Source organism: Mesorhizobium robiniae (genome assembly GCF_040545535.1).
GTDB lineage: Bacteria > Pseudomonadota > Alphaproteobacteria > Rhizobiales > Rhizobiaceae > Mesorhizobium > Mesorhizobium robiniae.
The window spans coordinates 241,154-262,488 of the sequence record NZ_JBEPMC010000005.1; the positions used below are offsets into that span (position 1 = coordinate 241,154).

Genomic DNA, 21,335 nt, shown 5'->3' on the forward strand with positions numbered 1-21,335 from the left:
AGCCTCTGGCGTCTGATCCGGCCGCTTCCTTGACGTTGATGCCTTCGGGATTTCGACTACGGCTTCCGCTTCGATCGGCAGCGCTCTGCCACCCCACCCACACTGATCGCTCGATGTCCATTTGTGCTGCCGCTTGCTGGTCGACGGTTATCGGTTCATCCTTGTGAAATACCCTGGCCGTGAAGTGCGTAGCGAGATCACGCCGGCACGGCCCCTAGTGAGGTCATGTCCTATGGACTGCTCGGGCTGCGGTTTCGAGGTTGAGGGCGGTTACGCTTTCTGTCCGAGGTGTGGTAGGCGCCAGCCCGTGCCATGCGCCAGTTGCGGCTACCCCTGCGCACCTGATTTCGAGTTCTGTCCGAAATGCGGGGCAAACGTCGGTGCGCCCGCAAAAACCGTCGAACGGCCTACTCTCACACCAAGCCGGACCGTTGTGCCGCCTTCTCGAACTCCGTCGCTGCTCCCGAACATCGAAAGCGAAGATGGCCTGCATCCCGTCTCCGACGCCGATCGCCGGACGGTAACAGTTCTGTTCGCTGACCTTTGCGGCTTCACGACACTCAGCGAGCAGCTTGACCCCGAGGTCACGCAAGCGCTGCAGAACGAACTGTTCAAGGAATGGACGGCGGCCGTGCGAAACTTCGGTGGTTTCGTCGACAAATTCATCGGCGATGCACTGCTCGCCTTGTTCGGTGCGCCGGTTGCGCATGAGGACGATCCGGAACGTGCGCTTCGCGCCGCTCTCGACATGATCGCCCGGACGGCGCGGCTCGGCGAAAGCACCTTCCACTCCGGCTCGCCTCTGTTACTCCACATCGGCATAAACACTGGTCCCGTCGTTACCGGTGGATTGGGCATCGGCACCGCCAAATCCTATTCGGTGACCGGCGACACAGTGAATACGGCGCAACGCCTGCAATCACTGGCCGCACCGGGTGAGGTGCTGGTAGGCGAGCTCACTCACAGGCTGACCCGGCATGCCTTCTCTTACGAGTCGCTGGGTGATGTCGTGTTTCGCGGCAAGGCCGGCAGTGTGCTCGTCCATCGACTGGATGCACCGCTTGCGGCGCCTCGTGCCGCGCGAGGGCTCGAGGCGCTCGGCCTCAGTGCGCCGATAATAGGTCGTGGTGCGGAGCTCAATAGAATGATGGCGAGCCTTGACCAGGCGTGCAGCGGCTCGGCCCAACTTGTCCGCCTCGTCGGAGAAGCAGGTATCGGCAAATCGCGGCTGGTGAAGGAGTTCGTCGCCCGCGTCGGCGACGAGGATCGTTTTCGCAACGTCGCCGTGCGGCTAGCCACTTGCTCACCGCTGGGCGAACAATCATTTGGCGCCTTGGGCGCAGTGGTGCGCAGCGCTGCCGGGATGATGCAAAACGACAGTGGGGACGAGGTGCGGGGGAAGCTCTCGGGCATGCTTACCGATCTTGGCCTGCAGGGCGAGGAGGCGGAGCGGCTGATGCCTTTGCTCTACCACGTGCTCGGCCTTGGCGACCCCGATGCCACCTTGCAGCATGTCGAGCCCGAGCAGCTGCGGCGGCAAATTCTCTACGCAGTCCGCACAATCATCGAACGGCGGCTTGCGTTGTCGCCGCTGTTGATTGTCGTCGAAGACCTGCACTGGGCCGACGCCGTGTCGCTTGAGGCACTGCGTTTCGTGATGGACAGGTTGGAACGCACGCGGTTGATGTTGCTGGTCACGCATCGTCCGGCGCCGGACAACGGCCAGCTCGATTCAAGTCGGGTCAGTCACACAGCGCTCAGGCTTCCGCCGCTCAACAATGATGACGGACGCAACCTGCTCGCGGCGCTTTTCGGCGAGAGCTGGGTAAACGCCGCAGGCGGGCTTCTCGACCAGATCCTCGAGCGCGCGGGCGGCAACCCCCTTTTTGTAGAGGAGATCGTTCGCGGCCTAATCGATCGCGGTGTACTGATGCGCGAGGGCCAGCGATGGCGGACTGTGGCAGGCGAAGTCGCAACCGACATTCCCGCCACTATCCAGGCAATGTTGCTTGCTCGCGTCGACCGGCTGCCCCAAGAGGTACGCCGGTTGGCCCAGGAAGCCGCGGTAATCGGCTCGCGCTTCGATGCCACACTTCTGAAAACCGTGACAGCCGATCCCGACCGGCTAGAAGCCGGCTGCGAACTGCTTTGCGATGCGGAAATCATCGAGGAAGTTGCTGGATCAGGCTCGGTCTCGTCGCAGAGCTACCGCTTTACGCAAACCTTGCTGCAGGACGTGATCTACCAGAATCTGCTCCTGCAACGCCGGACCGACATCCACGGGCGGGTCGGTGCTGCCTTGGAGCAACTGTTCGGCGACAAGCCGGAACGGCTCGAGGATTTGACCGTGCTCGGTCATCATTTCGCACAGAGCGCCGAGCGAGAGAGGGGCGCGCATTACCTGCAGGCCGCGGGCGATCGCGCTCGCATGATATACGCCAACGACGACGCCCTCCGTTTCTACGAGCGAGCACTGGCTGCGTTGGCCGCGATCGGGCAAACACCGCTCAAACTGGCAATTGCAGAGCGCATTGCCGATTTGAGCGGTCCGGCAGGCCGCCGCAAGATCGCCCACCACCACTACGAGACGGTGTTGCAAGCATACCGTGAGTCAGCCGACCGTGTCGCTTCGGCGCGCGTTTTATGCAAGATCGGTCGGCTGCTCTGGGACGTCGGCAAGCGGGACAACGCAGAATCCCGCTATGCCGAAGCGGCAGCGCTCCTCGATGGAGCGGACGCCCCGATCGAGCAGGCACATCTCTGGCAAGAACGTGGCCGACAGGCGTTCCGTAGCGGAGATCACGCTCTCGCCGCAAAATGGGCAGACGCGGCGCTGGATTGCGTACGTCCTCTGACAACGGAGCATGTCTCCGAGGTAGGGTGCGATGCCACTCTCGTGACCGCCGAGGCACTTAATACCAAGGCTGTTGCGCTGGCTCGCCTTGGGCAAAACCGTGAAGCCGTGCGTCAGGTTGAGCGTAGCATTGAATTGGCCGAAGCCGCCGGTCTACTGGGCGCGGCGTGCCGCGGCTACACCAATCTCGGCGTGCTTTACACGACCATCGATCCGGCACAGGCGATGGAGGTCTGTCGGCGCGGTCTTGAAGTGGCCCGCCATATTGGTGATTTGGGTTTCCAGGCGCGCCTCCTCGCCAATCTGGCGGTCGCTTGTTGTACTTTCACGGATCGCTGTCCAACGGAGGGCGTGCCTGCTGCCGAGAAGGCGATCGAGATCGACCGGGCGCTCGACCAGCGCGAGCACCTGCCGGTGCCGTTGATCGTGCTTGGGCAGATCCACCAGTGCAACGGCCGTCCGGAACTGGCGGTTGGCTTGTTCCACGAAGCACTCGACGTAGCCCGCGAAACGGGCGAGCCCCAACTGCTGTTTCCGTGCTATGATGGGCTCGCAACGCTTAATCTTGACCTCGACAATCTGGCCGAGGCCGAACGCTACTTTTCCCTGGCGCAGGGAATATGCGCCCAGCACGGGCTCGACCCGGAAGCGCTTGTGGTGCTGCCTTTTCTCGACTAGCCGGGTTGGAGGTTGGAAATGTCCGCGCGTGGTGACTTGGTACCGCTTCAGCCGGGCGACCGTGCGCCGAACTTGGTTCTCGACGCCATTACCCAGGAAGGCAAGATTGCGCTTGACGACTTTCGCGGACAAAAACCGGTGCTGGTCGGCCTGTTTCGAGGTCTGCATTGTGCATTTTGCCGGCGCCATATCGCCGCCCAGGCGCGGTTTGATCCGGAACTGCGCGAAAAGGGCGTGGAGAGCCTGACGGTGGTCAACACGCCGATCGAACGAGCGCGTCTCTATTTCCGCTACCACCCGATACCGAATCTGCTCGCGGCCTCCGACCCTGAACGCGCTTCACATCGTGCTTTTGGACTGCCCAATCTCGAATTCACCCAAAACGAGACGAACTGGCCGTACAAGGTCTCGATGGCAGCGGTAAAGGATATGCGGGTCGACATACCGAGCGAGTTGCCCGGTCCTATGGATCCTCTTGCCGCCGGCGAAATCCTCGACAAGAAGGACCCTTACGAAATAACCCAAGCCGACGAGCAGATGATGGCAACCGGACACGGACAACTGGTCGGTCAGTTCCTGCTGGACCGGCAGGGGATCGTGCGCTGGAGCTTCACGGAGGTTCCAGACGGTGGGCGATACATGTTTGGGGCGCCAAACCCGCAGGAGCTGATGTCAGCCGTGTCCCAAGTCGCCTAATAATGAACTGACAAGTTCACCGCTCTTCGAGCACGGCCTCGACAATGGCAACAAAGTCATCGAGTGAGCGATCTCCGCGAATCTCGATGCGCGGAAGGTCGATGGGATCGCCATCGAGGCCCGCCGGCCCGTGTTTGCGGCCGAAGCCGATTCGATAGCCGCACTCCTTGGCCAGCCGGCCAAGCCGTCGGTCGGTGACAGAGAAGGGTGCCGCGAACGCCGTGGTTGGCCGACCGGTCCACCGTTCGATGAACATACGAGATCGCAGGAGCTCGGCGGCCAAGTCAGAGCTCGACAGACCATCGACCGCGCGATGCGTCGCCAGATGGCTTCCGAAGAAAGCACCTTCGGCGGAGAGGCGTCGCACCGTCCCGGCGTCCATAAGCCGCGTCGGCGAACCGCTGTCGGCGTCCCACAGTGCACTTTCACCCACCAAGTCCGTCACCAGGAACACTTCCGCGGTCAGGTCGTTCGCGCGCAAGGTCGGCCAGGCATGGTCGGCAAAGTTCTGGAAGCCGTCATCGAAGGTGATGAGCACCGGGCGGCCAACGAGAGGATGACGGTTGGCGATGGACCCTTCCAGCTGCTCGGACCCAATCGCGTGAAAGCCATTGGCGCGCAGCCACGCCATCTGGCTGGCGAATGCGGCGGGCGTGAGCCGAAAACGGGTGAGCGCGGCCGGACCATCGTCGGCGACGCTGTGATACATGAGGACAGGGATACGCTGCCGCCGCTCGCTACGCGCGACGTCGCGGCGCAAGGCCCGCGCCCCGCCCCAGACGATATTTCGCGCGACCTCGATTCCGATGGGCGCGCGGATTGGCACATGATCAATCATCGGTTCCGTAGCCACGTCGCCCGGTGACAGGCGGCGGAAGCGGTCTATACGATAGAGCTCGGTCTGGATCGATTGTTCCAGGACGAGACCTTCGGTCGCTGCTAGCGTCTCCGAGATCGCTTGCGCACCGAATGTGTTCCAGTCGAAGCCCGTCCTTTCAACATTGTCACGCAGCACGAATGCGTGTGCGCTGATGAAACTGCCGCCAGGCGCCAACGCCTCAACGAATTTTTTGACAATGCGCCGCAACTCGGCGAGATCGTCCAGATAGTAGAGCACTTCCGAACAGACGATCAGATCCATCTCACCCGGCAGCGTGTCGGCAGAGAAATCCAGTACGCCGAACTCGACATTCGGCTGATCGCCGCATCGCGCGCGGGCCCGTTCGACGGCTATGGCGGATATGTCGGTTGCGGTCAAATGGCCCACTCGCGGCGCCAGCTGCCGCGTGAAATGGCCCTCCGCGCAGGCCAGCTCAAGCGCCCGTCCGATGGGACCGGCAGGCAGAATTTCGAGCTGCCGCTGATATTTTTCCTGCTCATAGGGCGAACCGTAGTTCCAGGGGTCCTCGGTCGCGAAATAGCCATTCCAGAACGACGTACGATCCTTGTCGTGCCTGGCCCGTGCGCGGCGCGGCGCCGCGGGAGGCCCCGCAGGTTCGGCGCTCGACCGAACCAGCTCCCGCGCTTCCTCGGCCAATTGGGCGAGTTTGCCGAAGTGACTGCCTGGATCGGACCGGCGGTCAAGCCGCTCACGGGGCACGACATTCTGGATCAATTCAATCCAATGATCCCTTGTCACTGTCCCAAGTACGCCGAATTGCACGACAGCCTCGATCTGGCCATCCGTCATCAGGTAGGCATAGATTTGATCGATTCCCTTCGGAAGTTCGATCGCGGCCGGATTTCGAGCGTCGACGCGAATTCCAAGTGTCCGCGCCAGCCTGCGCGGCGCGGCAAGGTCATCGAAGTCGAGAAGCATTTGCTCAAGCTGATACTGGACGCGGCGACCCGCGACAGGATTGTCCCAGACCTTGCCGAGTTCGATGATCAACTCGGTGACGGAGCCGCCGAACCGGTCCCACCTGGCAGCCAATTGTACCGGCACCGACAGGCTTCCGACCATTAGGCCATCGAAGACCACCATGGCGATCTCACGCGCCCATTTGCGTCCTGCCGGAAGCGCACGCAGTGACTGCGGCTCGATCGAGCGTGAGCCGCTGCCGCAATCCGACGCGGCGTTCCACAACGCGAACCATGCGAGTGCTTCGGAGGCGGTGCCGCCGTTCGCCTCGATCGCCCCAGCCGCATGAGCCGATGCCGGGTGTTTGACTCTGGCATCAGGAGAAAAGCCGCGGGCGATCACGATTTCCGCATCTAGCAGCATCTGCGCCGAATTGCGGCTGAGCGCGTTGGGGCTGGCCCGATAGAAAGCGAGCGGCTCGTCGACCATCACCCAATTTTTGCCTAGACGTGCGAGGCGCTGCCACAGATCCCAGTCCTCGCAGGTGCGCAGCGACACATCGAAACCGCCCAACTCGACAATTGTCTCCCGATCGACCAGCAGCGCGTGAGTTCGGATGGCACACCGGCGGGCGAATGTTTCGAAGGGCTGGGTCGCAACCTCCGTCGAGATGCTCGGCGGGGTGAGTTCGCCATCCGGCATCACGCGCCGGGAACCGCAATAGGCGGCCACTGCGTCGGGAGCGGTTTTCAGCGCGGCCAGCATTTTCGCAAGGAAGCCGGCATCCACCCAATCGTCCGCATCCAGAAACATCAGCCAATGGCCGCGCGCTGTCGAAATCCCGCTATTGCGCGCGCCGGCGGCGCCATACGCGCAAGAGCTCAATGTCCGAAATCGGGCATCACACTCCACATAACCGGCGATGATCGTGGACGTGCGGTCGGTGGAGGCGTCGTCGATGATGATCGCCTCCCAATCCATTATTTCCTGATCGAGAAGGCAATCGAGTGCGCGCGCCAGCGTTGCCTCCGCGTTGTGCGCAGGAACCACGATTGAAACCAAGGGATTATACGCCACGCCGTCTTACCCGAGCCTGGTTCGAAGGTAGAACAAGGCTCCCGGAACATCGCCCGCGAATTCCTGGCAAAGGAAACGGTCGTTAGGAACGCTGTGTCCAAACAGTCTTCTGCGAGTTCTTCCGAGCCGCCGCGACGCCACTATTTGGCTGCAAAGGAAGCTTGCTCCTGTCGTGGTACCGACATTGGAAGCCTGGCGCAGCATTCGCATCGGTGCTGCCGAGCTTGGGCGCCAGCTGTCGCAGATGCACGTCAAAGCAAGCACGCCGCATACTCATGTCGATCCCCGGAAGCGGCGCCATGACCACAAGCTGCGGTCCCTGGCGCCGTACGAGTGAAATAGCTATGGCAAACTGACGTCCTTTGCAATCGGGGCGCAATAAAGCAGGCCCACGGAAGCTTTGGTGTGAATGACTGCAGTTGTCGGGACTAGTGCTCCCCTCCTATCGACCGAAATGCCTCGATACCGAGCTGCACTCTCGAACAGCCATTCTCCGTGCGAAAGAACACCTTCCTTCTACCGTTGGGCCCGCATCGGAAGCCGATCGTCGCAGTATACAGCCGGATGAGAGGCAGTATGTGCGCCGCCACGTTAACTAATTTAGATATTTCTAATTAGTCCGTGCTACTTAATTGCGCTCCAGCAGCTATAGCCTGATATTGTATTGCCTCATTTCGATAGTAGATTTCGTCCAATCACCGATTAGATTATCCGACTACGGCGCTATAATAAGAGATACGAAAGCTACACCAGTTGGAGCTCATTTAGTTTCTGCTAGTCCACGAGATGTAAAAGGGACGCGCGAATTGGCTTAAGCCAAGAAGATTCCGGCTTGCGAGCCGGGTATTTTGCTGACATTCTTGTTCGTTTCTGAGTTTCGCACTGTGGCAGTTGTTCAAAAGAAGGGGCATAAGGATGGCCAAGGAATCTTCGAATACCGCTTCTTCAGCAAATAAAGCGGACGTAAATCTGATAGGTAATGCAGACGGAAACGGGCTGGCCTTCATGGCGGCCCAGGCTCGCGAGAGTGGAGGCCCCGGCGACGCTGTAGGTGTCGACAAGATACGTGATCTGCTGTTCGGCAACCAGATGCAGGACTATGACCGCCGTTTTTCCAAGCTTGAAGAACGGTTCTTGCAGCGCTTCAAGGATGTCGAATCCGAGGCCAAGCGCAATCTTGAAATGTACGAGTCAAATGCAAAGAAGCAGGTTGAATCGCTTGCGGGGCAATTGCGGAACGAAAAAGATGCAAGAGCCGAGGCCGACAAGGAGATTGACCGGAATCTTCGCGAGCAAAACCAGGCGCTTGAAAAGCAGGTGCGCGCGTTGTCGGATCAATTGAGCGAGCTTGAGCGCGAAGTTGCGGACCGGATAAATCGAAGCGATCAATCGCTGCGTGAGGAAATCAAGCAAAAGAATGAAACCATTCAGATGGTAATGGAGAAAATGTTTTCCGATCTCAGCAACGTCAAGACCGACCGAAATCTTTTGGCCGGCCTGTTTGTCGAGGTTGCAAAATGTCTGAATCAGGATCCCGTCGGCAGCAAGAGCAACTCGGAACGTAGCTGGAAAGTGAGTTGATCGGAACTTGACGTCGACCGTCGACCCAATCAGCCTTCCTCAAGCGGCTTCGAACGATACAGAGATTGATCGCGAGGCTCTGGCTAGTCTTTTGGTCGAAATTGCCCGGAACGTCGATCCGGACTATCGCGCGCGTTTCGACGGAGTTCCAACCGCCGATCCTCGCATGGAAACGCTGCGCCAGTTGCTGGTCGGCCGCGAAATTTCGGAGCTTTCACGAGTTACGCACCTGCTCGACGAACCTGAGCAGCTTGCGTCTGCAGTGGGGGGTGTTCTCCCCAGTGCAGCCGCACGGGCGCCTTATGCGCAACTCGGCGAAGCCCTTGCGCCAGCTGTCGAGAGGGCTGTGCAACGGTCTATCCAGAAGAGCCCGCGTACGCTTACGGATATATTATACCCGGTGTTTCTGCCGGCAATTCGCAAGTCGATCGGGGAAAAGATCGATCAGACCTTTCAGTCGCTGAATGAAACTTTAAGACATATATTTACCTGGCATGGGCTCAAGTGGAGATTTGAAGCTTGGAGAACGGGCGCAAGCTTCTCAGAAGTTGTTCTTAAGCATTCACTTGTCTATCGTGTAGAACATGTCTTTCTCATTAACCGAAATTCCGGGCTTTTGATAGCGCATGTAACTGCCGATAATGCTACAAGCGAAGATCCGCAACTCATTTCTTCGATGCTTAGTGCAATTCAAGATTTTGTAAAAGATTCATTTAACGAGAAAGAGCAGAGCGGCCTGGACACTATCCGTTTTGGGGAGCTTCGTCTCTGGTCGGAAGTTGGACCGTTTGCGACCTTGGTTGCGGTGATCCGGGGGAATCCCCCAGAGGAATTACATGAAATAGTTCGCGATGTGTTGCTTCGCATCCATGATGAATGCTCACAGGCCTTAGAGGAGTTTGACGGCGACAGTTCGCAGTTGGCCGGCGTAGAGACGCTGTTGCAGACCTGCGTTGAACTGAAGCAGGAGGACTCTAACCAGGGATTTCCTTGGCTGGTGGTGGCTGCAGTCCTGCTGGTTTTGATTCCGGCAGGCGGTTGGTTCCTTCTTTCCTGGCAATCCGGGCAGCGCTGGCAGGCCTATGTGTCGCGGCTGAGTACCCAGCCGGGCATCATCGTTGCCGAACAAAAGGTGCGCGATGGCCAATTCTATATTGCCGGCCTGAGAGACCCGCTTGCCGCCGACCCGCAGTCGCTGTTGTCCGGAACGCAGGTCGATCCCGCCCGCGTTCATTCGCAGTGGCAATTCTATCAGAGCCTTGAGCCGGAGTTCGTGCTGAAGCGGCTAACGGCGTCGCTGACCCCACCGAAATCGGTTCGACTTTCGATCGTCAACGATCGCATCGTTGCCGAGGGTGAGGCTCCCGACACCTGGATAGATCGGGCACGCGCAGCGGCCCGACAGCTTTCGGCAGGCGGACCGGCATTCGACATCTCCAAGGTTCGTGACGTGAGCCCCGAAGCACGCGCGGCGGAGCACTGGCAGCATTATGTGTCGCGACTTGAGGCCCAACCGGGGATCATCGTCGCCCAACAAACTGCGAGGGGCGGACATTTCTACATTTCCGGCCTGAGAGACCCGCTTGCCGCCGACCCGCAGTCGCTGTTGTCCGGAACGCAGGTCGATCCCGCTCGCGTTCATTCGCAGTGGCAATTCTATCAGAGCCTTGAGCCGGAGTTCGTGCTGAAGCGGCTAACGGAGTCGCTGGCCCCACCGAAATCGGTTCGACTTTCGATCGTCAATGATCGCATCGTTGCCGAGGGTGAGGCTCCCGACACCTGGATAGATCGGGCGCGCGCAGCGGCCCGACAGCTTTCGGCAGGCGGACCGGAATTCGACATCTCCAAGGTTCGTGACGTGAGCCCCGAAGCACGCGCGGCGGAGCACTGGCAGGCCTATGTGTCCCGGCTGAGTACCCAGCCGGGCATCATCGTTGCCGAACAAAAGGTGCGCGATGGCCAATTCTATATTGCCGGCCTGAGAGACCCGCTTGCCGCCGACCCGCAGTCGCTGTTGTCCGGAACGCAGGTCGATCCCGCCCGCGTTCATTCGCAGTGGCAATTCTATCAGAGCCTTGAGCCGGAGTTCGTGCTGAAGCGGCTAACGGAGTCGCTGACCCCACCGAAATCGGTTCGACTTTCGATCGTCAACGATCGCATCGTTGCCGAGGGTGAGGCTCCCGACACCTGGATAGATCGGGCACGCGCAGCGGCCCGACAGCTTTCGGCAGGCGGACCGGAATTCGACATCTCCAAGGTTCGTGACGTGAGCCCCGAAGCACGCGCGGCGGAGCACTGGCAGCATTATGTGTCGCGACTTGAGGCCCAACCGGGGATCATCGTCGCCCAACAAACTGCGAGGGGCGGACATTTCTACATTTCCGGCCTGAGAGATCCGCAGGCCGCCGACCCGCAGGCTCTGCTGTCCGGAACAGGGGTTGATCCGGCTCGCGTTCATTCGCAGTGGCAATTCTATCAGAGCCTTGATCCGAAGTTCGTGGTGAAGCGGCTGATGGCGTCGCTGGTCCCGCCGGATTCAGTACGATTTTCGATCATCAAGGATCGCATCGTTGTCGTGGGTGAGGCTCCTGCCGCCTGGATAGATCGGGCGCGGGTGGCCGCCCAACAACTGGCCGCGGACGGACTCTCTCTAGAAATTTCCGAGCTGCGCGAGGTGACCCCTCAGAAACTCACTCATTTGAGGGAGGCTATTCAAGCGGTCGACATTTTCTTCGATTCTGGCAAGGCTGTACCGGGGCCAGAGCAACTACCAGTTCTCGACAAATTGGCGAATCAGTTGAAGGAATTGGCCAAGGACGCCCGCAAGGCAGGCGTAACAGCACAGTTCATGTTGACTGGCCATTCGGACGCCGTGGGCCGTGAGACGGCCAACGCTTCGATCAGCGCCGCCCGCGCCGAGACAATTCGTGCGCTTCTCAAGAAGCGCGGCGTCGCTCCGGAATCGCTTTTGGTTCGCGGCGCGGGCACCTTTGAGCCGGCGGAGACTGAGAATAGCAGAACCGGGAGCTCCGCCAATCGCAGAGTTTCGGTTACGGTCAACTTCCACTAGGCGGAGCCCAGGATATTGCAAAAGAAGATCTGCATGTTGGGCGGGTTCGCTGTCGGAAAGACGAGTCTGGTTCGCAGATTTGTGCAAAGCATCTTTTCAGAAACCTACTTGACCACGGTGGGAGTGAAAATCGACAAGAAGAGTGTCGCACTCCCGGACAAAACCGTGGATCTGATTTTGTGGGATTTGGCCGGCGAAGACGATATCGGCTCATTCCGCGTCAGCTATGTGCGAGGTGCGAGCGGGCTCGTGCTTGTCGTCGATGGAACCCGCGCTGCTACTCTTGCCGTGGCGCTCACGCTGCGCGAGCGGGCCGAGGCCGAATTCGGCGCTATGCCGTTTGTATTGCTGTTCAACAAATCCGATCTGGCCGATCGGTGGGCAATCTCGGATAGTGAGATTGCCGAATTCAGGCAACTAGGATGGCAAATCTATCTAACAAGTGCGCTTTCAGGTGAACACGTTGATGATGCATTTCGTCAGCTTGCTTCGATGGTCACCAAATAGATCATGCATGGATTGCCAAGAGAAGTCAGAAGCTGGATTTACGATTTCTTCTACAACGAGCACTCTGTCGCATATCTGAAAATTGATGCCCAGCTTTGCATCGCTGCGAAGGGCGGTAGTGTAAAACATTACGGACTCTCATCACTTCGCATTGGTAGGCCTGTTGCCGAGCAGCTTGAATTCATGGAGGGTTTGCTGCCTTGCCCGGAGCTGCCATATCATATGGCCATGGTCGAGCTGCCCAGCGGGCGTGTCGCGGACCTTCATCTTTTTGCTGACAATGCCTACGTATGGCTGCTCTTTCTTGACGCCACTGCCGAACGCGACAATAGACAGCGGCTTCAACAGAAGGCTTATGAAATGACGCTCCTGCAAGAGAGGGAGCGCCAACTCAACGAAAAATTACAATTGATGAACGAGGCGTTGAGGCAGAGCCAAGAGGGATTGTCGCGTGAATACCAGCGCGCCGAAAACCTACTCCTCAACATTCTTCCGGCGTCGATCGCGGAGCGGTTAAAAGCGGACGAACAAATTGCAGACAACCACGCTGAGGTGAGTGTGCTTTTTGCCGACATCGTCGGCTTTACGGAAAGAGCGCGGAGCGTCGGAGCCGAGACGACGCTCGCTATGTTAAATTACTTCTTCAAGGCGGCGGATCTGCTCTCGGAACGATACGGCTGCGAAAAGATCAAGACAATCGGCGATTGTGTGATGGTGGTCGCTGGCCTGCCCGCCGCGCGATCCGATCATGCAGAAGCCCTTGCGCGCTATGCACTTGAACTGCGGAAGGCGGTTAAGCTCGAGCGCTTCGCGGGACAACCGCTAAGACTCAGGATTGGAATTCACTCAGGACCAATCGTAGCGGGCGTCATAGGCAAAAGACGGTTTGCCTATGACCTGTGGGGCGAGACCGTTAATCTCGCCGCACGTATTCAAACGTCAGCGGAGCCCGATGAAATCCGTGTTTCGGATGCAACTCGCAAACTGCTTGGACCAAATTTTGCCTGCGATCCACTCGCGGAAACGGAATTGCGTGGTACAGGTCGTGTGCGAATGTGGCGGCTCCCGGCCTGACGTCCGTCAGCGGAAGGCCTGGCCGGTGCAAGCCACACGAAGCGAACATCTAGTCGGAGCAGTTGGAAGCTATCGCGCTATTCAAGCCCGGCAGCTACACCACCTGGGCGTGGCCCCGACAAGGCCGCGCCATACTGTCCCAAAACGGTTGTTCCGAATGGGGCGGCAAGTTGCTAATTCAGACAGTATTCGGCTTTGCTAAGCGGCGGCGGCACTTTTGGAAATCCATCCACGCTGGCCATCAGTTCCAAATATCGCTGAGCCGACGCGGCCCACTGAAATCGGGCCGCCCTCGCACGACCGCGTGCGATCAATTTGGTTCTTAGGCCTTCCTCGTGGACCAGGCGCATGAAACAATCGAACCATGCGTTCTCATCGCAAGGCGATGCGTACAAAACCGCATTCCCGCCGATTTCGGGCAGACTGGCACGATCCGACATGACCACCGGACATCCTAGCGTCATGGCTTCGAGGGGCGGTAGTCCGAAACCTTCAACCAGAGAGGGGAACGCGAGGCACAAGCAATCGCTCAGAAGCGCGCCGAGTTCAGCGTCTGACCTTCTCCCCAGCCAGATGATGTTAGGCGACTTCTTGTTGTCAGTGCTGCCGAAGACACGGGACGTGGATGCACCCACCACAACAACCTGTAGCCCCGCAGCGGCAAGTCGTTGGTGCATGCCGGTGATCAGACCGACATTTTTGTGCGGGATCGAACTGCCAAGTACGACGATTGTCCTAGGACCGGCAACGGCCAGTGTTTGTTCCGAGTGACCGGGGGTCCATCGCAGCGCATGTTCATGCCCGTTGCTTACAACCTCGACCTTTGCCGGCGGGCACACGCCATAGCGCGCCAGTTCAACCGCAGAGTACTGCGACACGGTCGCAACCTTACGCGCGGTCCTGCCCAAGGCGGGAACTAAGGTGCGGTAAAGGAGCCGAAATGGAAGTGAATAGCTCTGCGGGCATGCTCGTGTATTGAGGTCGTGAATGCAAAGAACCTGCTGGCGTACAGTCAGAGGGCCCGTGTTGCAGAGGCTGAGCAGGCCGCCGCGAGAGTAGGCAGGAAGCACGGCTTGTTCCCACGCATGCCCACCGAAGCTGCCGACAGTCCGGACACGGATGGCGGCCAAGGGCAAATTGTCAAGCGCCCCCGGCGGGACCAGCAGCTCGAGGGTCAGATCCCGTGCCAAGGGAGCTTGGCCCACGATCAAGGCATCCAGCGCCGAAACGATCTCGCGTGCGTACCGCTGAACTCCGGTGGTCGGCTGCGCGAGAAAACGGCCGTTGATCGTCCAATGTCGTGTCATCGCGAACCACGTCCGGGCGACAGGTTTTGGTCACCAGCGCTATGTCTCAACTCCGCGACTTTGGATGACCGAGACGGCCGGGTCATCTTGGCCTTTGGGACGTAGCCGGTCGTTCTGCCCGGAACAATTTTCGGGGCAGCTTTCATCCGAATGGCGTGGCAAATCCTGAGTGTCTACGCCGAATGTGTGAGGTTCCGCGTGGCGCGGCGGTGGTAGACTGGGTTGAGTGGTGCGGCAGATCTCAATCGTCGTGCCCGGATGAATCTCAGGCAGAGTTCAGCGAATGGAGTGATGCCGCATGATATCTGGCGCAAGACAAGCAAGTTCGCGCTAATGCAGCGGTCGACCAATCCGTCGCAACCAAGTCTCGTTGGACGGGCCGTCGCCCCGACCAGACGTCTATGGACAATCCTGGCATGTCTGCTGGGTATGACGGCCTCGTGCGCAGCGGACCTACTCTGGGGGGTAAATGGACATCCCTTCAACGCTTATCACGGGATATCGATCGAACAGCAGCTCGACTACGTCCGCGACCTCGGCATGAAGTCATATCGGGTCAACATTTCGAGCGCCGACAGCGCCGCCAGACTTGCCGATCTGGTCAAGGCGGGCAAGGAGCGCGGGGTCCAAATCCTACCTGTAATCACGCCCGACCTCGACCTCGACAATGGAACTGTCGATGACCTCTATGCGCAGGCCTATCGCCTCGCGTCGACGCTCGTATCCCGCTTCAAGGACGACATCCGCATTTGGGAACTTGGCAATGAGATGGAGAACTATGCGATCTTGATGCCCTGCGAGATGCAAGACAGCGGAATACAATACAACTGCTCCTGGGGCCCTGCCGGCGGCACCGTGACATCCGACTATTTCAGTCCGCGCTGGGCAAAGGCGAGCGCAGTGCTGCGCGGTCTATCGGATGCAACCATCGCAGTGGATCCGACGATAAAAAAGGCCATGGGGACTGCCGGCTGGGGTCACCGTGCAGCATTCACCCGCATGCTGCAGGACGGTATCAGATGGGATATTTCGGTCTGGCATCTTTACGAAGGTGACCCGGAGGAAGCATTCAAATTCCTGGCGACATTCGGCCAACCCATCTGGCTGACAGAGTTCAATCACAGTGGCGGCAGCCAACGAGGGGAAAAACAGCAGGCCGAAGGTCTGGTCGAGACCATGACACTCCTGCGCAGATATCAATCTCTATACGGACTGCAGGCTGCCCATATCTACGAACTGCTCGACGAGCCATACTGGGCGCCAAGCTATGAGGCCTTCATGGGCCTTGTCCGCCTGAAGAAGCGCGACCACGGGCTATGGGCACCGAGCGGGCAAAAGCTGGCATATGATGCCGTGAAGAAAATCATTGCAGACGGCAATGCAGTTACCAGTTCGCCGACGGTCTCGACGAAGACCCCGCCGCCGCCGGACCAGACGTCGGTGCCCGCCGTTGTGGGCACCGGTACATTTCACCCCTGTTCGCTTGATGCGTTCGACAAGTCTGCCTTCAACCACGCCAACCAGGTTGCATATGCCTATTGTCTGATCTTGCATCGCATGCCCTCTCCGACCGAACAGTGGCGCGAGGTCGTCGCGATGAAGAAGGATCCATCTATATTTCCGACACTGACGAAGCTGTTGCATTCGGTTGAATTCAGGACTGAAAATCGGCCAGTTGGGCTTGGAAATGCGCAATACGTAGCCCTTCTCTATCGGCTGCTGCTTGGACGGGAGCCGGACAACAATGGGCTTTCCGTTTATGTGTCGAAACTGAACAGCGGCAAGGTGAGTGGCGAACAGATCGTGGCGGAGTTGATCCACTCGTATGAATTTCGCTCCAGACACACGGTTCTGTTTCCCAACGAGTCTCAGCAGGCGGTTCAATGAACGTTTTCGGCCGACAGGTCGTTAGTGGCGCTGTTTGGGCCGCCGTCGAGACCTGGGGCCGACAGATCGCCATGTTCGGCGTATTTGTGGTGCTGGCTCGCCACCTTGGCCCAGAGGCATTCGGGCTCGCTGCGCTCGCCATGGTGGTGCCCAATATTCTGGCCGCTCCGGTAACGAGGGGTCTACCCGACGCGATTATCCAGCGCGAGGAAATCGATCCCATTCACCTGGATTCGGCTTTCTGCCTCCTTGCGGCGACAGGCGCTGCGATCACTGCACTTATCTGGATATCCGCCGGCGCCATCGCGGCCGCGTTCGACCAACCGCACTTGGAGGCGCTCGTAAAATGGACCAGCGCCATCGTTGTGATCCAGGCATTCGGTGTCGTACCGGCGGCGATCCTCAAGCGGCAGCTGAATTTTCGGCTGTTCGCCGTGCGCACGCTTGCAGGCTCGGTAGTCGGCGGCGCGTTGGGCGTAGGCATGGCTATCGCAGGTTTTGGCGTGTGGAGCCTCGTTTGGATGCAACTCACGAAGGCCGCAGTTGAAACCGCCATTATTCTTTTCGGAAGTTCCTGGCGGCCAAATTTCAGATTCTCCTACGTCCGCATTCGGGAGCTGTTCGGATTTGCCGGCCCTCTTGTCCTGCAAACGCTCTGGAATTTCGCGAACGACGAGCTGCCCAAGATTGTGCTCGGCGCATTCCTCGGCCCTCATGCCGTGGGTATATATGCGCTTGCGCGTCGACCTCTCGATCTCCTGGTGGAATCGTTGCTCTGGCCGCTCATGGCCATCACCTTGCCAACCGTGTCTCGCATCCAGGCTCAGCCGGAAAAGATAAACAGCTTTTTCAACGCAACCGTGCGCGTGGCGGGTATAATAGGTTTTCCGGCCTTTTTTGGTTTTGCCGCGGTCGCGCCGATCGCTGTTCCCTTCATCTTCGGCCAGCAGTGGTCGGTTGGCGTAGCGGCTGTACAGATACTCATGGTTTTGGGCGTCCAACGCACCGTTGACAGCCTCTGCTCGTTCACGATCCTGGCGCTCGGCCGCTCGGGCCTGCTCCTGAAACTGAACATGGTCTATACGGTGCTGGCTCTCGCCTTGATCACGGGGGGCGTGCAGATCAGCTTCGAATGGGCCATTGCCGCCCTCGTGGCTAGCAACGTTCTGCTTCTACCGGTCTTCCTCATCCAGGTTCAGAGACTTGCCCACATCGACGTTTTGAGGCCGCTGGTGATTTTCCCACGGCTTGCCGTCGCTTCGATCTTGATGTTTGCAGTCGTCAGCGCATGGCTGCGCGGTGCCCCGGCGAATGCCGCGCCTGGAATCGTACTGGCCGGCGGTATCTTGATTGGCGCGGGCGTTTATGCAGCAGCTTCCTTCGTGCTGGTGCGCCCTGACCTGCTCAACGCACGCAATTTTGTATTAAGGCTGAGGGCTCGATGAAGGTCGTAATCCTGAGCCAGCCTTTTGACACGGTCACGCCCCCGATCCAGAACTCGATCGGCATTTGGACGTATGAAGTCGCGAGGCGGCTGGGTGCAGATTGCGACACGACCATAATCGCTCGGCGCCTGCGCGGGATGCCGGCCCAGATGGAAATCGACGGTGTATGTTTTGAGTTGCTCAAATGCGCGCCGGCACGCGTATGGAGCCTGGCGTCCCGCCTCTGGAGCCGCGTCCGGCCGCGCTCGCCTTTGGTTGCACAAAGTGTCTATGCATTTGACTTTCTCGCCCAGGCCATTCGGACGATACGCCGTCTCTCGCCCGACGTGATCCACATCCAGAATTTTCCGCAATACGTACCCGCCATTCGAAGGGCGGCGCCGCAAGCAGCAATCGTGTTGCACATGCACTGTGACTGGCTCGCAGAACTTGACCGCCATGCAATGAAACGAGCGCTTGCCGCCACCGATCTCGCCGTCGGGTGCTCAGACCATGTCGTGACCGCGGCGCGCACGCGCTTTGCTGAAATGGGCCCAATTTTCGCAGTCCTGCCGAATGGAGCGCCCACGAACCAGGACGTCACCGTAGCGCGAATACCGGGAAAGGTATTGTTCGTTGGCCGTGTGTCGCCCGAAAAAGGCATCCACACACTGATTGAGGCCTGGCAGACCGTTGTTGCGGCCTGTCCCGATGCCCGCCTCGAGATCGTCGGCCCATCGGCAACGCTTCCTCGTGAATTCCTGATTGACCTGAGCGCGGACCGCGAAGTCCGCGATCTCGCTCGCTTCTACCACGGCGGTAGTGCGTATCTCGGGTCCTATGATGCCGCGCTGCGTGCGATGATACCGCCGGCGATCGCTCCCACCGTGAGCTTCGTCGCTACGCTGCCCTACGAAAAACTGGCCGAGCGATATGCCGAAGCATCGCTTCTGGTAAATCCCTCTCTCAGCGAGTCCTTCGGAATGAGCCTGATCGAGGCGCTGTCGAATGGTACCCCTGTCGTAGCCACTCGCGTCGGCGGCATGACGGAGATTGTGGAAGCGACTGGCGGTGGCGTCGTGGTTGAGAAGAATGACCCGGATGCGCTTGCAGCCCAAATCATCGACCTTCTCAAAGATCCAGCGCGAGCGGCGAAACTGGGGAACCGGGGAGCCGCGCGCGTCGCCGATCTTTATGCTTGGGAAAGGATAGCCCAGTCGACCCGGACCCTATACGACAAGGCCATCGCCACCCACCGTTCACAGCTCGGAAAGCGAAACCGCACTTTCGTTCAGCGCCGGGCCTTGAACGACGTGAACACCGAGCCCGTGTCATCTCCCCACTCCCAGTTGACGGCGAGTCCGACCCGCAAAATTTGAAGGGCAGCGTCATCGGGATAGATGTCGGTGAGGCTTCGCTGCATCACCAGTTCGTCGTCGATCAAGACCGCAAACCGATTTCCGTCGAATGCAACGCGCATGCGAAAACATTTTCCCCAAACGACCTTGTCCGCCACATTAGTCCAGACCGCGTCATAAAGTTCCTCAAAGCCAAGTCGCTTGATGAACACCGAAATTGAAGCACCTGGGTAGACATCATCGAGCCAAGTCGTGACACAAACGTAGTTGTCGCTGTCTTGCCAGAAAAGCAGTCCCGCCCGGCTGCGCTGATCTTGGCCCCGGCGCTCCCCAGGAGGCTTGATTGTAACCTCGAGATCGCTGAACCCCGGTAGATCCCACGGCAGCGAATAGAATGTGCGACCCGGGTTCGGTCTGTCTACACTGGCGCGCACACGGGCGCTGCCCAGCCCGTCGACGTCGATGACCCCGGTTCCCAGTGTTCTTGCCCATTGTCCGCCGCCCAGTTCCGTCGTGCGGCGATCCAGTTCGCCGGCAGCACCAGTAAAATCGTCGGCGTAGGACAGGCTTGCTCCGCGGTGGTTCCACGGCGCCTCCAGGGGCGCCATCACTGGTATGGGAATTTCGCAAGGATGAGCCTCGAAGCTATGCCAGCGCGGCTCGCTGTCGGAGCTTTTCCATATACCCACTCCTGTCGCACTCTCGATTGGACCGGCCTCAGCAGACAGGTCGAAAAGGCGAGCCCCATCCAGGAAGCAGCTCACCTGACCGTTCCAGTCAAGGATCTGGACCGAATGGGTAGAACGCTCGCGCAACGTGTGCCCCGCATTGGTCGCGATCGTGATCTCGCTCCCCAATTGTTTGCTGACCAAGGTGCATTCACGCGTCGAAAGTTTCAGCAGCCAGAAATTGTCCTTGTCCCGAAACCGCCAGACAAGACCACACACATCAGAGGCTGCGGAAATTTCAAGCAGCCCGTGGATCAATCCTGAAGGCTGGCCAGGATCGACGATGGATAGATTGTCGCCAGCGTCTTGCAAGAAACGCCACCGCCCCCCGATTGCGGCGACCTGCCCCGGCAAGCCTTCTACGTGTGCATCGGCAGCATGGGCGGTGCTAAACTCGCTAGAGAATCCAGGTATCCGCCCGACATGAACCGCTTGGACGCGTGTGTCGACCCGAAACCCTATCTGGCCAAGTGCCGACTGATGCACACCTGCAAACAGCTTTTCGTCCTTGTTGAAAGGATCGATCGCGATAGGACGCATCATCGGAAATGCGGCAACCCCGTGGGCTTCTTGGTCAGCGGCCACATAATAGACGGCGCCCTGCTCCCGCAGCGCTACGACATAATAGAGATGAAGGTTCTTCAGACGTCGGAACGCACTCAGGCATTGCTTTCCTACGCGAGCCCACAGCTCGCCGTTTTCGCCTTCGGCGGCATGCACGACAAAGCCGCAGCCCTCTTCCACGGGATTAACCGGCGCCTCACTGGGGAACCACCCGACAGCCAGGTTCTCGTTGATGTTCGGACCCCGATAGGTCCAAGGCGTGCTGAGCACCCACCACCAAAGGCGGCGAAGGGTGAGCCTCTTTCGTGGCGCCCGTATCAACGACATCAGACGGCCGGGCCACGGGTCGATGCCGGGTCCCCGCAGCCAACGGTAGACCCGCCTGGCGATGTCGTCGGGCAGCGGCGATCCCTGCGACGTGTTGTGGCCGTTGGTGATCGAGACCAACAGCACCAGACCAGCCTCTCGTTGAAAGGGACCGTAGGAGATCCCTTGCCGGCCCCAGCCGGGCCTGACGAGTGGCTGGAAACGAAGTGCACCGTGATCGATCGCGATCTGGCGTTCGATGTCGCGTCCGAGCCTCACTCCTCCCGCTGTCGCCAAGGTCCCAATCACCGTCCCGCGGGTGCGATCGTCCTGAAAACTGTCTGCGAGAAGAACCTCCGGCCGGACAACGCCGGGCTCGGCCTTTTCAGCAATCCCTGCCCAGTCAAGACGCAGCAACGAAGA

12 protein-coding genes are annotated in these 21,335 nt (G+C 59.4%); 9 read left to right on the forward strand and 3 right to left on the reverse strand.

All coding sequences use genetic code 11. From position 1 onward, the window contains the following. Window positions 1-232: 232 nt before the first annotated feature. Together ABID19_RS16015 and ABID19_RS16020 are read left to right on the forward strand one after the other, a co-directional pair. The gene (locus ABID19_RS16015) at window positions 233-3,532 is read left to right on the forward strand and encodes an ATP-binding protein (protein WP_354491975.1); all 3,300 of its coding nucleotides are present in this window, start codon (window positions 233-235) and stop codon (window positions 3,530-3,532) included. Between the two features lie 18 nt (window positions 3,533-3,550). Continuing rightward, entirely contained in the window at window positions 3,551-4,228 is a 678-nt protein-coding gene (locus tag ABID19_RS16020) for a redoxin domain-containing protein (protein ID WP_354491976.1), read from the forward strand. A gap of 16 nt (window positions 4,229-4,244) precedes the next feature. Here the strand turns inward: ABID19_RS16020 and ABID19_RS16025 are convergent, their stop codons facing one another. After that, entirely contained in the window at window positions 4,245-7,079 is a 2,835-nt protein-coding gene (locus tag ABID19_RS16025) for a trifunctional glycosyltransferase/class I SAM-dependent methyltransferase/polysaccharide deacetylase (protein WP_354491977.1), read from the reverse strand. Window positions 7,080-8,021: 942 nt separating this feature from the next. On the opposite strand from ABID19_RS16025, the gene ABID19_RS16030 reads away from it, so the two are divergent. Genes ABID19_RS16030 through ABID19_RS16045 form a run of 4 tightly spaced genes read left to right on the forward strand, consistent with a single transcriptional unit; the run spans window position 8,022 to window position 13,338 of the window. Further along, entirely contained in the window at window positions 8,022-8,687 is a 666-nt protein-coding gene (locus ABID19_RS16030) for a hypothetical protein (RefSeq protein ID WP_352938561.1), read from the forward strand. A gap of 7 nt (window positions 8,688-8,694) precedes the next feature. Next, window positions 8,695-11,757 (forward strand): OmpA family protein, encoded by a 3,063-nt coding sequence (locus tag ABID19_RS16035; RefSeq protein WP_354491978.1) that lies wholly within the window; start codon window positions 8,695-8,697, stop codon window positions 11,755-11,757. A gap of 15 nt (window positions 11,758-11,772) precedes the next feature. After that, window positions 11,773-12,264, forward strand: coding sequence for a Rab family GTPase (locus ABID19_RS16040; protein ID WP_352938555.1), 492 nt, complete (start codon window positions 11,773-11,775; stop codon window positions 12,262-12,264). A 3-nt stretch (window positions 12,265-12,267) separates the two neighbouring features. Next, window positions 12,268-13,338, forward strand: a complete 1,071-nt coding sequence (locus tag ABID19_RS16045) for an adenylate/guanylate cyclase domain-containing protein (protein ID WP_354491979.1) — start codon at window positions 12,268-12,270, stop codon at window positions 13,336-13,338. A 173-nt stretch (window positions 13,339-13,511) separates the two neighbouring features. On the opposite strand, the gene ABID19_RS16050 is transcribed toward ABID19_RS16045, so the two are convergent. Next, entirely contained in the window at window positions 13,512-14,645 is a 1,134-nt protein-coding gene (locus ABID19_RS16050) for a glycosyltransferase family 4 protein (RefSeq protein WP_352938548.1), read from the reverse strand. 291 nt (window positions 14,646-14,936) lie between these two features. Between ABID19_RS16050 and ABID19_RS16055 the strand changes: the two genes are divergently transcribed. Genes ABID19_RS16055 through ABID19_RS16065 form a run of 3 tightly spaced genes read left to right on the forward strand, consistent with a single transcriptional unit; the run spans window position 14,937 to window position 19,335 of the window. Next, window positions 14,937-16,532: a DUF4214 domain-containing protein gene (locus ABID19_RS16055; RefSeq protein ID WP_354491980.1), complete on the forward strand. Its 1,596-nt coding sequence runs from the start codon at window positions 14,937-14,939 to the stop codon at window positions 16,530-16,532. Then, window positions 16,529-17,977: a lipopolysaccharide biosynthesis protein gene (locus ABID19_RS16060; RefSeq protein WP_354491981.1), complete on the forward strand. Its 1,449-nt coding sequence runs from the start codon at window positions 16,529-16,531 to the stop codon at window positions 17,975-17,977. The genes ABID19_RS16055 and ABID19_RS16060 overlap by 4 nt, the downstream gene beginning before the upstream one ends. After that, window positions 17,974-19,335 (forward strand): glycosyltransferase family 4 protein, encoded by a 1,362-nt coding sequence (locus tag ABID19_RS16065; RefSeq protein WP_354491982.1) that lies wholly within the window; start codon window positions 17,974-17,976, stop codon window positions 19,333-19,335. Before ABID19_RS16060 ends, ABID19_RS16065 begins: the two co-directional genes overlap by 4 nt. Here ABID19_RS16065 and ABID19_RS16070 read toward each other — a convergent pair. Then, on the reverse strand, window positions 19,248-21,329 hold the full coding sequence (locus ABID19_RS16070) for an oxidoreductase (protein WP_354491983.1): 2,082 nt from the start codon (window positions 21,327-21,329) through the stop codon (window positions 19,248-19,250). The genes ABID19_RS16065 and ABID19_RS16070 overlap by 88 nt on opposite strands. Window positions 21,330-21,335: the final 6 nt, after the last annotated feature.